Origin of the sequence: Neorhizobium sp. AL 9.2.2, assembly GCF_013317225.1 — a bacterium.
Taxonomy (GTDB): domain Bacteria; phylum Pseudomonadota; class Alphaproteobacteria; order Rhizobiales; family Rhizobiaceae; genus Neorhizobium; species Neorhizobium soli.
The window spans coordinates 1,087,157-1,100,863 of record NZ_JAALXU010000001.1 but is presented as its reverse complement, the minus strand read 5'-3'; the positions used below and the strand labels follow the sequence as shown (position 1 = coordinate 1,100,863).

General features: G+C 61.7%; 16 protein-coding genes. 13 read left to right on the top strand and 3 right to left on the bottom strand.

What is annotated here, in order from left to right; all coding sequences use genetic code 11:
* Window positions 1-19: 19 nt before the first annotated feature.
* A complete protein-coding gene (locus G6K99_RS05290) occupies window positions 20-346 on the bottom strand; it encodes a YnfA family protein (RefSeq protein WP_174195913.1) in 327 nt (108 codons plus the stop codon).
* A gap of 150 nt (window positions 347-496) precedes the next feature.
* On the opposite strand from G6K99_RS05290, the gene G6K99_RS05285 reads away from it, so the two are divergent.
* From G6K99_RS05285 to G6K99_RS05235, 11 genes are all read left to right on the top strand, one after another.
* Window positions 497-922, top strand: coding sequence for an NUDIX hydrolase (locus G6K99_RS05285; protein ID WP_062579812.1), 426 nt, complete (start codon window positions 497-499; stop codon window positions 920-922).
* A gap of 8 nt (window positions 923-930) precedes the next feature.
* Window positions 931-1,401 (top strand): TIGR02301 family protein, encoded by a 471-nt coding sequence (locus tag G6K99_RS05280; protein WP_244631359.1) that lies wholly within the window; start codon window positions 931-933, stop codon window positions 1,399-1,401.
* Between the two features lie 103 nt (window positions 1,402-1,504).
* The gene (locus G6K99_RS05275) at window positions 1,505-1,762 is read left to right on the top strand and encodes a hypothetical protein (protein ID WP_062453374.1); all 258 of its coding nucleotides are present in this window, start codon (window positions 1,505-1,507) and stop codon (window positions 1,760-1,762) included.
* Window positions 1,763-1,824: 62 nt separating this feature from the next.
* Window positions 1,825-2,553: a hypothetical protein gene (locus G6K99_RS05270; RefSeq protein WP_174195912.1), complete on the top strand. Its 729-nt coding sequence runs from the start codon at window positions 1,825-1,827 to the stop codon at window positions 2,551-2,553.
* Window positions 2,554-2,645: 92 nt separating this feature from the next.
* Window positions 2,646-3,497 carry a folate-binding protein YgfZ gene (locus G6K99_RS05265; RefSeq protein WP_174195911.1) on the top strand — a complete coding sequence of 284 codons (852 nt, stop codon included), beginning with the start codon at window positions 2,646-2,648 and terminating at the stop codon, window positions 3,495-3,497.
* Between the two features lie 14 nt (window positions 3,498-3,511).
* Window positions 3,512-4,105, top strand: coding sequence for a YfbR-like 5'-deoxynucleotidase (locus tag G6K99_RS05260; RefSeq protein WP_244631397.1), 594 nt, complete (start codon window positions 3,512-3,514; stop codon window positions 4,103-4,105).
* A complete protein-coding gene (locus G6K99_RS05255) occupies window positions 4,102-4,647 on the top strand; it encodes a tyrosine phosphatase family protein (protein ID WP_174195909.1) in 546 nt (181 codons plus the stop codon). Before G6K99_RS05260 ends, G6K99_RS05255 begins: the two co-directional genes overlap by 4 nt.
* A 98-nt stretch (window positions 4,648-4,745) precedes the next feature.
* On the top strand, window positions 4,746-5,594 hold the full coding sequence (locus tag G6K99_RS05250) for a mechanosensitive ion channel family protein (RefSeq protein WP_174195908.1): 849 nt from the start codon (window positions 4,746-4,748) through the stop codon (window positions 5,592-5,594).
* Between the two features lie 82 nt (window positions 5,595-5,676).
* Window positions 5,677-8,445, top strand: a complete 2,769-nt coding sequence (locus tag G6K99_RS05245) for a DUF2339 domain-containing protein (RefSeq protein WP_174195907.1) — start codon at window positions 5,677-5,679, stop codon at window positions 8,443-8,445.
* Between the two features lie 8 nt (window positions 8,446-8,453).
* Complete coding sequence (locus G6K99_RS05240; RefSeq protein ID WP_092661820.1) at window positions 8,454-9,104, top strand: HD domain-containing protein; 651 nt, start codon at window positions 8,454-8,456, stop codon at window positions 9,102-9,104.
* 9 nt (window positions 9,105-9,113) lie between these two features.
* Window positions 9,114-9,959 (top strand): MOSC domain-containing protein, encoded by an 846-nt coding sequence (locus G6K99_RS05235; protein WP_174195906.1) that lies wholly within the window; start codon window positions 9,114-9,116, stop codon window positions 9,957-9,959.
* Window positions 9,960-10,020: 61 nt separating this feature from the next.
* Here G6K99_RS05235 and G6K99_RS05230 read toward each other — a convergent pair whose 3' ends face one another.
* Window positions 10,021-10,272, bottom strand: a complete 252-nt coding sequence (locus G6K99_RS05230; protein ID WP_139283842.1) for a hypothetical protein — start codon at window positions 10,270-10,272, stop codon at window positions 10,021-10,023.
* A 278-nt stretch (window positions 10,273-10,550) separates the two neighbouring features.
* Between G6K99_RS05230 and G6K99_RS05225 the strand changes: the two genes are divergently transcribed.
* Both G6K99_RS05225 and G6K99_RS05220 read left to right on the top strand, forming a co-directional pair.
* Window positions 10,551-11,450, top strand: coding sequence for a DMT family transporter (locus G6K99_RS05225; RefSeq protein ID WP_062453384.1), 900 nt, complete (start codon window positions 10,551-10,553; stop codon window positions 11,448-11,450).
* Window positions 11,451-11,556: 106 nt separating this feature from the next.
* Window positions 11,557-12,783, top strand: a complete 1,227-nt coding sequence (locus G6K99_RS05220; protein WP_113111125.1) for an MFS transporter — start codon at window positions 11,557-11,559, stop codon at window positions 12,781-12,783.
* Here the strand turns inward: G6K99_RS05220 and recO are convergent.
* A complete protein-coding gene (gene recO, locus G6K99_RS05215; RefSeq protein ID WP_174195905.1) occupies window positions 12,764-13,546 on the bottom strand; it encodes a DNA repair protein RecO in 783 nt (260 codons plus the stop codon). The two genes, G6K99_RS05220 and recO, sit on opposite strands and share 20 nt — an antisense overlap.
* Between the last annotated feature and the right edge of the window lie 161 nt (window positions 13,547-13,707).

The window sequence follows — 13,707 nt, the reverse complement described above, 5'->3', positions numbered from 1 at the left end:
TAGGCAGACGTCAAGCGGATCAGGCGCTGCGGGGACCGAAGAGGATGATCGCGCCGCCGATTAGGCACACGGTCGTGCCGAGGATGTCCCAGCGGTCGGGCATCCGGTTCTCGACGCCAGCGAGCCAGAGGATGGAAGCCAGGATGTAGATTGCACCGTAGGCGGCGTAGGTCCGCCCGGCCGCGTCGCTTGGCACGAAGGTCAGCACCCAGGCAAACAGCGCGAGCGACACCATACCCGGCACCAGCCACAGAGCCGGCTTTTCCAGCCGCCACCAGGCCCAGAAGGCAAAGCAGCCGGCGATCTCGAACAGGGCGGCGAGCGAGTAGAGGAGATAGGTTTTCATGCTGTCCAGCCGTTGAGGTTCACCGGCATGGTTCGGGCCGTGTCATGCCGTGAGAGAGGGTTTTTGCGCGCGACATGATATGTCCTTGATGGGCGGCTATTCCCGCCTACACTAGCCTGACCGTATCGTTCTTCAAAGCCGCCGAATTTCATGACAACAGCCACGCCCTCCCCGCAAGCCGCATCTTCGGCCATTCTCGAACGCGACGGCAAATTTCTGCTGATCCGGCGATTGAACCCGCCCTCGGCGAATCTGTTTGCCTTTCCAGGGGGTCGGGCCGAGCCCGGCGAGACGCCATCGGAGACGGCGGTGCGGGAATTCTTCGAGGAGACCGGCATCGCTGTGCGCAATCCGACCCTGTTTGCCACCTACGACCTTAAGAAGGACAAGGACGACAACCGCCATTTCTCGCTCTCGGTGTTCCGTGTCGAAGCGGACCCCGAAGGAGAGGCGATTGCCGCCGACGATGCGGCCGATCCGGGATGGTATTCGGTTGAGGAGATCCGCAATCTTCCCGTGCCTGCGAGCGTGCTGGAATGCGCCGAAAGGCTGGCGGCGGAACTGAAACGCGGTTAGGAGTTCGTATGCACCGCCTGATGTCTTTCCTCACGTCTTCCCACCGATTCGCGATCGTTGCTGCGATCACGCTGAGTTGTGCCGCCGCGCCGGCTGGCGCCCAGTCGCAGAAAGCACCGTCGAAGCAGGCGCCGTCTGCGACAACGGCCGCGCCACAGACGGAAACCGAATCAAAACCGGCTCCGTATGATTCGCAGATGATGCGGCTTGCGGAAGTGCTGGGATCGGTCACTTATTTGCGGTCGCTTTGCGGTGCAACCAGTGACGATTGGCGCGGATCCATGCAGAAATTGCTGGATTCTGACACCGCCAGCGAGCCTAAACGGCGGGAACGCTTGACCGCCGCCTACAACCGCGGCTACCGCTCGTTTGCCGCGGTTCACACGTCCTGCAATGAACCCGCACGCATGGCTGAGGAACTCTACCGTGCCGAAGGCGCAACACTTGCCGCCGAAATAGCCAGTCGCTACGGAAATTAGCGGTTTATTTACCTCTTTTGACCTCAAGCCGTGTCGTTTTGATAAAAGGCTGATAAAGTTCTTAATGGGTCAGTAATTAATACGGGTACCGAGGATCAAGAGTATGCAGACAGGCCGCAACGAAATCGATGACATGATCGTCCACGAGAAGATGCAGGCTGCGTTGGAATATCAGAATGAAGCCTGGGCCGATGGCCGTGCCGATGGCATCGAGGCTGAAATCATTGCTGATGTCGCGATGGCCTGTGCCATTCGCGAGACGATCCGCCTGCTGGGCGAAACCGGCGCCGAAGCACTGCTGGATTCGCTGAAGAACCGCATGCTGGCCGGAGAGTTTTCGCCGGAACGGATCGTTCAGTAATCTCGCACATCCTTATCAGGCATCAAGAAAAGCCGAGAATTCCCCTTCGGAAGGCGGCCGGAATGCATATCATGACAAACTTCAACGGTCTGCGTCTGGCGCTTGCCGCAACATGTTTTTGCGGCTTGCAGGTTATGGCACCGGCTTCCGCGCTGGCGCTGAGCACCACAGCGCAGAGTGAAACAGGCGGCAGCAAGCCATCGTCCGGCGTCATGCAGGCTTTCGAGGGCCCGCAAGTGCCGGCGACCGGGTCAGCCCAGGCGCCCGTAGCAGCGCCCGCTGCACCCGCCGCCGGCCAGCCAACGGCTGCGGCGACCGACACGATCCAAGCCGACATCATCCGCGACATGACCACGCTGCCTGAGCCTGTCAAGAAAATGCGCGCCGCCTTGATCGAGGCCGCAGCCTCCGGCGATATCGAACGGCTGAAGCCGCTGACCAATCCCGGCCCGAACCAGACCCAGGTTATGGATTATCAGGGCGACGATCCGGTCGGCGCGCTGAAGAACTTTTCCGGCGATCCAGACGGCCAGGAAATTCTGGCGATTGTCATGGACCTTCTCTCCGCCAGCGCCGTGAGGCTCGAGGCGGGGCAGCCGGAAGAGGTTTACGTCTGGCCGTATTTCGCCGGCAAGTCGATCTCTGCCCTCACCCCACCCGAGCGCGTCGAGTTGCTGCGGATCGTTACGGCCGGCGATATGATCGGCATGGAAGAAAACGACGCCTATAATTTCTACCGCATCGGCCTGTCGCCCGACGGCCAGTGGAAGTTCTTCACCGGCGGCGACTGAAGCTTGCGGCACCGCGACTGCACTTGTTCGCGCGGTCGGGAGGGCTTACTTGTCGGGTTCGACCTTCCGGCTCAACAATCGGACCTTCCGCCATGCCCGCCGTCCATCTTTCCTCGCGCCAGCTGATCCGGGTTTCCGGTGTCGATGCACGCGATTTTCTCCACAGCCTGATCACGACAGATATCGAATCCCTGCCTGAACGGACGGCCCGTCCCGGCGCGCTTTTGACGCCGCAGGGCAAGATCCTGTTCGACTTCATGATCTCCCGAGACGGCGACGATTTCCTGATCGAAACCGAATCGGCCCAGCGCGACGCGCTGATGCGCCGGCTCACCATGTACAAGCTGCGGGCGGCCGTGACGATTGCAGCCGACGATGCCGATGGCGTGACGGTAACCTGGGGCGACGGTTCGGTTACTGGTGCTGCGGATGCGGCGTTTGCCAAAGCCGGCGTGACTTTGTCGCGGTATCCGGGAAAGCCCGAGGGCATCGCGATCGACGCGTCGGAAGCCGAGTACGAGACGCTGCGGGTCACGTCCGGCATTCCGGCCTCCGGCTTCGACTATGCCCTGCAGGATGCCTTTCCGCACGACGTTCTCCTCGACAAGACCGACGGGCTGTCGTTCCGCAAGGGTTGCTATGTCGGGCAGGAAGTCGTCTCTCGCATGCAGCACCGTGGCACGGCACGGCGGCGTGTCGCGCTCGTCACAAGCGAGACTGCCCTGCCCGTCTCAGGCACGGACATCATGGCCGGTGGCAAGCCGGTCGGCACGCTCGGATCCGTCTTGGGTAACAAGGGGCTTGCAATCGTGCGGATTGACCGGGTCGGCGATGCGATCGCCAATGGTATTCCCCTGACGGCGAGCGATGTCACCGTCGTTCTCTCGCTGCCGGAATGGACCGACCTGTTGTTCCCGACAGCGACGCAAGAGGCCGAGCCGTGAGCGGATTGAAATCCATGCGCGCCTGGCAGCGGATGCTTTCCGGCCGCCGGCTCGACCTGCTGGATCCCTCGCCGCTCGATGTCGAGATTGCCGATATCGCCCACGGGCTTGCCCGCGTTGCGCGCTGGAACGGCCAGACCAAGGGCGACCACGCGTTTTCGGTGGCGCAGCACAGCCTGATCGTCGAGCAGATCTTCTCTCGCACCAATCCCGATGCCTCCAGCGAGGCGATGGCGATGGCGCTGTTGCATGACGCACCCGAATACGTCATCGGCGACATGATCTCGCCCTTCAAGTCGGTGGTCGGCGGCGGTTACAAGGCGGTCGAATTGCGGCTCGAGGCAGCGATCCACATCCGCTTCGGCCTGCCGCCGCATCCGACCAAGGAGCTGAAGGTGATGATCAAGAAAGCCGACACCGTTGCCGCGTTTTTCGAAGCGACGGAGCTTGCCGGGTTTTCCGTCACCGAGGCGCAGAAATTCTTCGGCGTGCCGCGTGGCATAACCCGCGACATGCTGGAACTGAAGCCGATGCCGGCGCTCGATGCTCAGGCGCGCTTTCTCGAGCGCTTTCATGCGCTTGAAGCCGATCGCGGTGTGACGGCATGAGCCGGATCATCGTCTGTCCGCTCGACAAGATCGCTGAACTCTCGGTCCGCCACGGCGCCCGTGAAATGGTGAGCCTGATTGCCGAAAAGCAGGATTTCCACCGGCCTGCCGTGATTGCCGCCGCGCGCCACCTGAAACTCAAGATGAACGATATCGGCTTTGCCGGCACCGGCACTCTGATTGCGCCGAGCGAGGCACATGTGGAGCAGCTGATCGCCTTCGCCAAAGACTGGGATCAGTCCGCGCCGCTAGTCGTGCATTGCTGGATGGGCGTGTCGCGGTCTCCGGCAGCGGCCGTCATTGCGTCGCTTTCACTTTATCCCGATCAGGACGAGGTCGAGCTCGCGACAAGGCTGCGCAAGGTCGCGCCGCATGCGACGCCGAATACAAGGCTGATTGAGATCGGCGACCGTCTTTTGCAGCGTGACGGACGGCTTGTGCAGGCGATCAAGCGGATCGGGCGCGGCGCTGAAACGGATGGTCGGGCCTCGTTCGTGCTGCCTGTTACGGCACAGGCCGAAATCGAAAACCGCGCGTCCTGATCCCCTGCGGCGGGTGAGAAACGTCGCTCCGTTTGCCTTGACCTGACAGTCACCCGCGCCAATTAGCCTCCTCTTTACAGCAAAGGATCAGGCCCCGAATGGAACAGGCATCGGCTTTCGTCGTCGCAACTCGTACGGCACTCTCACAGCTCACAGCCCTCGGCATCCAGTATTCATTCTCGGTCATCGGCGCCATTCTTCTTCTGATCGTCGGATGGGCCGCTGCCCGCCTGCTCAGTCGCTGGGCGCACAACGGTCTGTCGCGGGTGAACGGCATCGACGCAACGCTGGCGCAGTTCTTCTCCAACATCATCCGTTACGCGGTGCTGATCATCGTCGTGGTGATGGTGCTCGGCCAGTTCGGCGTCCAGACGGCATCGGTCCTTGCGGCACTGGGCGCGATCGGCCTCGCGGTCGGTCTTGCCCTGCAGGGCACGCTGCAGAATATCGCAGCCGGCATCATGCTTCTGGTTCTGCGCCCGTTCCGCGTCGGCGAATCGATCGAGACTGGCAATGTCAGCGGCACGATCGTCGATGTCGGCCTGTTTGCAACCGAGCTTCGCACCGCCGAAGGCGTTTATCGCCTGGCGCCGAATTCGACGCTTTGGAACGTGCCGATCACCAACTATTCGCGCCTGCACACGCGCCGGCACGAGATCTCGGTGACGCTGTCGGCCGACCAGAGCCTCGACGAGGCCGAAGCCAAGCTCAAGTCGATCGCCAAGTCGGAAACGCGGGTGGAGAGCAACCCGGCACCGACCACCTATCTTGCGGATTTCGATGCCGGCAGCGCCAAACTGACACTGCGCTACTGGATCAAGAGCGCCCAGTGGTGGGCGGTCAGCCGCGACATGACCAAGGCCGTCAAGCTTGCCTTCGACAAGGTGGTCGAGGAAGAGGTGCCGGCCGATGCGCAGGACGACGGTCCGGCTTCATACACCCCATAACGGTATCGACGGGGAGATCGGCTTTTCTTTGCGGACCAATGGTATAACGTCCGCTGACCTTCTCAACCGAGCCCGCTAGCATATGATCCTCCAGCTTCTGCTGATCGTTCTCATTCTCTCCCTCGTCGTCTCGCAGCGAAAGCTGTCGGGCCGGGTCGCTTCGCTGGAGAAAGAACTTTCGGATGTCCGGGCGCGCCTGCTGACCGGCGTTCCCGTCACTTCCGAGGTGGTCGTGTCGCCCGAGACGGCACTTGCCGATATCCGCACCGAAGCCGCGGCTGACATGGTCGAAGACACGGACCTTGCAAAGGCTGCAGCAGAACCATCGAAGACCGAAGTTCTGGCAGAGATCACGGCGCCCGAGGTGAGGACGTCCGATCAGGCAGCCGAAACACCACCGCTCCCCGCGCCCGCTCCGCGCTTCCGCCGTGAAAATCTGGAAAGCTATCTCGGTGCTCGCTGGCCGGTCTGGGTGGGTGGCGTGGCACTCGCCTTTGGCGGCATCTTCCTTGTCCGCTATTCGATCGAAGCCGGTCTGCTCGGCCCCGGTGCCCGTCTGTCGCTGGCAGCGATGTTCGGCCTGGTGCTGATTGCCGCCGGCGAGCTGGTGCGCCGTCGGGCAATGCCCAAGATGTCGGAGCTCTACGCCAATGCGATGATCCCCGGTGCGCTGACGGCCGCCGGTAGCATCACGCTGCTGGGCGCGTCCTTCGCGGCCTACGCCTTTTACGATTTCATCGGCTCCGGCACCGCCTTCATGCTGATGGCCCTGATTTCGTTTACAACAATAGGGCTGTCGCTGCTGCACGGGCAGACGCTGGCCGGGCTTGGCCTGCTCGGCTCGCTGATCACGCCGCTTCTGGTGACGACCGACGACCCGGACGTCAACGCGTTGTTCCTGTTTCTCGGCGTGAGCTGGCTGGCGTTGAACGCCGCCTCGCGCATCCGCCGCTGGACCGTGGTGCCGATGATCGCCAATTTCGGGATCGGCCTCTGGGTTCTCGCCTACACGTCACAATCGCTGCCGATCGACATGATGCCGCCTTCGCTGGTGCTGCTGATGATGATTGCCGGAACGATCCTCATCTGGCCCGGCCGCGTTTATACGCGCGGCTTGACAGGGAGCGGCGGCTGGCGGGCGCTGCTGAAGAGGCCACCGCTGCGGATCACCCTCTCGTTATCAGTCACGGTCGCGATTTCGGCGCTTGCCATGCTGGTCGCCACGCCTGGGGGCTCTCTTCATCCGCTGTTCGTCTTCGTCGCCCTGATCGGCGCGCTGGCCGCCGTCGGCAGCAGTCGCAGCTACGGGGTGTGGACGGTCGTGGTTGCAGCGCTCGCCGCGCTTGCCGGTATAGCGACCGTTGCGTCGACATTGCTCGCCTATGTGATGCCCGAACCGGTGACCGGCACAACCGCGCCTGTCGTTGCCGCTTTCGGCCACGAGATTGCAGGCTTCCTGCTCCTCGGCGGCATCTTCACGCTGCTCGGGGCCGGGTTCCTCAGGCGCTTCCGGCATGAGGAACCGACGTTTTCGGTACTCTGGTCCTTTATGATGGGGGCAATGCCGGTCACGATCGGGTTCATCTCGTTTCTGAACTTCGGCAATTTTTTCCGCGACTGGACGCACGGCCTCTATGGCATCGGCATCGGACTTGTGATGCTCGCGGTGGCGGAGTGGCTGTTTCGCGGACGTGACGAAAGCGATGGCGACGGCATCGATTGGCCGGCGAATATCGCAGTGCTCGGCTCCTTCGCGGGCTTCACGCTGGCACTACACGCGCTTACCAACGGCATCGTCACGACGATCCTTCTTTCCGTTCTCGGCTTTGCCTATCTGATGGCGATGCGAGTGCGGACATGGGCTGCCCTGCCCTGGATGATGGCGGCGGCAATCGCGATCGTGTTCGGCCGCATCGCCTGGCAGCCGACGCTGGTTGGCGCGGACAGTCTCGGCACGACGCCGTTCTTCAATGCGCTGCTGCCGGGCTACGGTATTCCGACCCTGCTCGCGATTGTAGCAGCCTGGATGCTGCGCAAATCACCCGATGTCCGTGTCCGCAACGTTTTGCAGGGACTGGCATCGCTTGCAGCCCTGCTAACACTTGCCGTGCTGATACGCCACGCGATGAATGGCGGCGTGCTCGATGCCCGTACACCGACGCTTGGCGAGCAGTCGATCTACACGCTCTTGACGATCGGCTTCTCCGGCATTCTGATGACGCTCGACCTGAAAAGCCCGAGCCCGGTCTTCCGCTACGGCTCGATGATCGCCGGCGCGATCGCGACGGTGAACGTGCTCTCGGCGCATGTGTTTGCGCTCAATCCGTTCTTTTCCGGCGAAAGCACGGGCTCCTGGCCCGTCCTCAACCTTCTGCTGCTCGGTTATCTTCTCCCGGCGCTCGCCTATGGACTGACCTCGTACTTGGCGCGCGGCCGGCGGCCAGCGCCCTATGTGGCAATGCTCGCCGTCTCGGGCGCCCTGCTCGGCTTTCTCTGGGCGACGCTTTCGGTTCGACGCTTTTTCCAGGGCCAGAATATTGCCCAGTGGAAGGGCTTTCTCGCTTCCGAAACCTATGCCTATTCTGTGGTCTGGCTCCTGATCGGCATCGGCCTTCTGGTAGCGGGCTCGAAATGGAACGCCAAGAGCCTGCGGCTTGCTTCTGCAGTGCTGGTGCTGGTGTCCGTGGCGAAGGTTTTCCTGATCGATATGGCCAATCTCGAAGGCATTATGCGGGCCCTGTCCTTTATCGGGCTGGGGGCAGTTCTGATCGGAATCGGGCTTTTCTATCAACGGATTCTAGTCAACAAGAACGACACATCTAATACAGACGATTCTCACGAACCCTCGTAGAAACCAGCATGACCGCGTCACTCGCAGAAGCCTTTTCGCCCCACCAGGATCTGGCTAGAAGCCTCATTCCGCATGCCAGTGCTGGCGACGATGGAAGCCACGATCTGGCTCACATCGCCCGCGTCTTCAAGAATGCGATGCGCATTCATCAACACGAAGGCGGCGACGGGCGGGTGCTGGCAGCCGCGGTGCTGCTGCATGACTGCGTTGCGGTGGAAAAGAACTCGCCGCTGCGCAACCAGGCATCTCGTCTTGCCGCGGAAAAGGCGGCGGGCATTTTGGGCGAGATGGGCTGGAGCGAGACCGATATCGATGCGGTTTCCCACGCCATCCTCACCCACAGTTTTTCGGCAAACCTCGAGCCGCAGACCATCGAGGCGAAGATCCTGCAGGATGCGGACCGGCTCGATGCAATCGGCATGATCGGTGCGGCACGCTGTTTCTACATTGCCGGGCGGATGGGTTCCGCGCTTTACGATCCGGCCGATCCTCTCGCCAAGCATCGACCGCTCGACGACAGGACGTTTGCAATTGATCATTTCGAAACGAAGCTGTTCAAGCTCGCCGACGGCTTCAAGACGCAGGCCGGCAGGCAGGCGGCAAACGAACGCCACCAGCGTCTGAAAAGTGTTCTCGACCTCTTTCTCGATGAAATTTGAGGAAAACCCATGCATGTCAGCGAGATCAACTACTACCCCTTGAAGAGCGGCCGCGGCATTTCGCTCACTGAGACGCAGATGACGTCCACGGGCATACCCGGCGATCGCAGCTTGATGCTGGTCGATACCAGGGGGCATTTCGTCAACCAGCGCGATCTTCCAGAAATGGCGCAGCTGCAGGTCCTGCCCGACACGGACGGGTTCAGGTTTTCGATGGAGAGCAAGGGCGGGATCACCGTCACCCGGCCGCCGGGCTACCGGCGTACCGATGTGGTCGTTTGGAATTCGATCGTCAGCGCCGCGCTGGCCGACAAGGATATCAACTCGACCCTTTGCGACTGGCTGGGCTGCGACGTGCGGCTTGTTTTCTTCGATGAACGTTCGAAGCGGATCGCAAGCGACGACTGGGCAGGACCCGATACGCCGGTCACATTTGCCGACGGATACCAGGTCCTGGTCACGACCACCGGCTCGCTCGAGGCGATCAATGCCGACATGGAGAAGCATGGAGAAGGCGCCGTCGGGATGGACCGGTTCCGCGCCAACATCGTCATCGACGACGGGGACGCCTTTGGCGATGACCATTGGGAGGCTATCGATATCGGTGGCGTTCGTCTCGATCTCGTCAAACCCTGCGCCCGCTGCATCATGATCACCCAGGATCAGGTGACCGGTTCGCGGGATGTCGCCAACCCGATGCCGGCACTCGGTCGCCTGCGCATGTCGGCCGACCGGCGCGTTCCCGGCCCGCTGTTCGGATGGAACGCAGTGCCGCGCGGCGGCGGCATGATCGCAATTGGTGACGACGTGAAAGTGGTCTCGACGCGCGGCGCCTGGGCCATCAAGCATCGGTAAGGAAAAGCGGCTGTACGTTGCCTGACCGCGTCCCCTTTCCGGACTTGAGAACTGTCCTGTGCTACCGCGCCAGGCGCATCGCCTGGCCCTGGCAATCCAGCACCTCGTCGATGGCGTGACCAATCTTTTCGATCAGTTCCTGCAGGTTCGGGTTTTCCGGATCGAGAAAATCGCCAACGAAGGCGACAACATTATCCGCCGTCAAAGGAAAACCGCTGATGCTACACTTCAGGATTGCCTGGTTTGCAATCGTGGTCGCGGTGATGCGCTCCAGAAATTCGTTTCGCTGGTCTTCCGTCATCCCAGTGAGCATCGTTTCTCCTGATTTGCTTGCCCAAGTCTAACTCAACCTTGAGAACATATGTTCCAGTCGCCAGTACGGGGAAGACCTCAAGTGGAGGTCTCCAGAACTATTTGCAGTTTCTCATATACCTTTTTCGGGTCTGAAGGTTCCCTCTGACGGCACCGCATGGCAGACATGTCCAATCGGCGTTTGTTGACAAAGGTCAAAACCGGTCAAGAACACCAATCTCACAAACGTAGGGCGTCACGGCGGCGCTTGCGCGCTCCGCACTGGAATCGATCACCATCATGACATCTCGGTCTACGGGACTTCTCTTCGCGTTGACTGCTGTCATTATCTTCGCGGTTCAGGACGGCATCTCGAAACACCTGGGCGGCGCCTATCCTCCCATTTTCGTGGCGATGATCCGCTACTGGGCCTTCGCAGGTTTTGTGCTCATCGTGGCCGGTCGCTCGTCCGGCGGTGTCAAAGGTGCAGCGTCCGCGAACAGGTTGTGGCTGCAGATTGCCCGCGGGGTCATTCTGGTTTTCCAAATCGCGCTGTCGATCTTCTCCTTTGCCGAGGTCGGTCTTGCGGCCACCCATACGATCTTTGCGGCGACGCCGCTGCTCGTTGCCTGCCTTTCGGTGCCCTTGCTTGGCGAGAAGGTCGGCTGGCGGCGGTGGACCGCGATCGGCGTCGGCTTTGCCGGCATCCTGATGATCATCAATCCGCTGCATGCGACATTCGATTTCCGGATCGTCATCCCGCTGATCGGCACCACGATGTTTGCGCTCTACTCGGTGCTGACCCGGCTCGCGAGCCGCACCGACACGGCCGATACCGCGTTTTTCTACACGGGTATTGCCGGTGCTGCGGCGATCACGCTGGTCGGTCCGTTTTACTGGTCGCACATCACGCTTTCCGACTGGTTCTGGATGTTGACGCTTTGCGTTACCGGCATGACCGGGCACTATCTGCTGATCCGCGCCTACTCGCTCGTCGACGCCGTCGCGGTACAGCCGATGTTCTACGTACAGTCGGTGCTCGTCTGCCTGATCGGTGTGATGCTGTTCGGCGAGATGATGACCATCAACATGGTGGCCGGGTGTGCGATCGTCATTAGCGCCGGCGCCTTCACGCTCTGGCGCGAATCGCGGCTTGGCAAAGTCCCACCGCCCCCGATCGAGCCGCCCGGCGCGCTGTAGAGAAGGCTTTGTCGCATCAGCTGTTGTGATGCATCGCGTCAGGAAAAGTCGTTTCCCATTTCACACCTGCGCGGCTATGGATAATGCCTGATTTCAGGAGGCAAGCATGTCCAACCCCGCGCGCTCATCGATGCCCTGGCTGATCATCACGGCCGGTGCCTTGGTTGCGATGCTGACCTTCGGCCCGCGTTCGGCAATGGGCTTCTTCCAGTTGCCGATGTTGTCCGATCGTGGCTGGGATCGCACCACGTTCGGGCTCGCGATGGCGATCCAGAACCTCGCCTGGGGCCTTGGCCAGCCGATCTTCGGAGCGATAGCGGACAAATACGGTACAGGCCGCGTGCTCGCCCTGTCCGGTCTCCTCTATGCGGGCGGACTGTTCCTGATGTCGTCCGCGCAATCAATTCCCATGCTGCACCTGTCCGGCGGTCTGATGGTGGGGCTTGCCGTCGGCGCCGGTTCGTTCGGCACGATCCTGTCAGCCTTTGCCCGCAACGTAACGCCCGAACAGCGCTCCTTAGCGTTCGGGATCGGCACTGCCGCCGGATCTGCCGGGATGTTTCTGTTTGCGCCGCTCAGCCAGGCGCTGATCACGGCCTACGGCTGGTCGGACAGTCTGATGATCATGTCGGCGATGATGCTTGCTGTTCCGCTGCTTGCCATCCCGCTCCGGGGCAATGCCAGCTCCGGCACGCAGAACCAGACGGAGTTCAAGCAGACCGCGGCGCAGGCACTGCGGGAAGCCTTCGGGCACAAGTCGTACCTGTTGCTGACCTCGGGCTTTTTCGTCTGCGGTTTTCAGGTAGCTTTCATCACCGCGCATTTTCCGGCCTATCTTCGCGATATCGGCATCGAGGCTCGCTATGCGGTGATCGCCATGGCACTGATCGGTTTCTTCAACATCATCGGCTCGCTTGGCGCCGGCGTGCTCGGGCAGCGCTACTCGAAACCCTATCTGCTCGCCTATATCTATATCGGCCGCTCGATCGCCGTCACGGCCTTCCTGCTTCTGCCGCAGTCTCCGACCTCGGTCATCATCTTTGCCGCCGTGATGGGTCTCTTGTGGCTGTCCACGGTGCCGCCGACCAACGGACTGGTGGCGATCATGTTCGGCACGCGGCATCTGGGCCTGCTTGGCGGTTTCGTGTTCCTGTCGCACCAAGTGGGGTCGTTCCTCGGCGTCTGGATGGGCGGCGCGCTTTACGACAGGCTCGGTTCCTATGACATGGTCTGGTGGTTCGGCGTCGTGTTCGGCCTGTTTGCCGCGGCCGTACACTGGCCCATTCGCGAAAAGACGGTGAACCGCCAACCGGTCATGCAGCCGGCGGAATGATACCTGATCCTTGCGGCGTCTGATCGTCAGGGGCTTTCGACAGCGCCTTCAGCGCCGCCTGAACGAACCCGTCGCGGGCGGTACTCTGGGTCATTCCGCGCGGTTCATAGACATGCCGGGATAGGAAATGGCCGGTCAGACGGAAGGCCGCGGCCATGCCGTCGCGGTCAGCAGTCCTGGATGCCCCCTCTCCCAGAAAATCCGGCAGGGCCAGCATGCGGTCCGCATAGGGAGCGCCGGCATCGCGGCTCACGGCGCGACCGGATTTCGGCGACACATAGACAAGATCGCTGCGTGTGCCGGTCGCCGCACATTCCGAAAGATCCAGTCCGAAACCAAGATCGTTCAGCACCGCGAGTTCGAACCGGACGAAGAGTTCGCCCGCATCGGACGGATCATCCATCGCAGCGAGAATGATATCGAGAGCTTCGAACAGGTGCGGATGCGGATCACGCTCGGGAAGCAGCCGAAGCAGAGCCCCCATCGCCTGGACACCGTAGACCGCCGTTGCGGTTTCCATCAGCTTTGCTGCACGCAGTTGCAGCGGTTCGAGCTTGAATTCGCCGAGATGCTCGTCGAGACGCGCGCGCCAGACCACCTCCACGCGGTTTCCCGGCTGCAGCACCGGTTGCATCGCGCGCGAGCGGCCGGAACGGACGATGCCGAGATGGCGGCCACGTTCGCGCGTCATCAGTTCGGCGATGACACTCGTCTCGCCGTGGCGTTTCACGCCGATGATGATTGCCTCGTCCTGCCACTGCATCGATAGGTGAACTTCCTGTCTGCGTTGATCAGTTCTACCGTATAACCTCTTGGGACTGAATCGGTTTCTGCGTCTTTCCGGCACGGTTTGCGGGCTCTGTCGGTGTCTAGGTGTGGCTGTCGCGCCTCCCTCGATTTATCTCTCGATCGGGCTGGAACAAA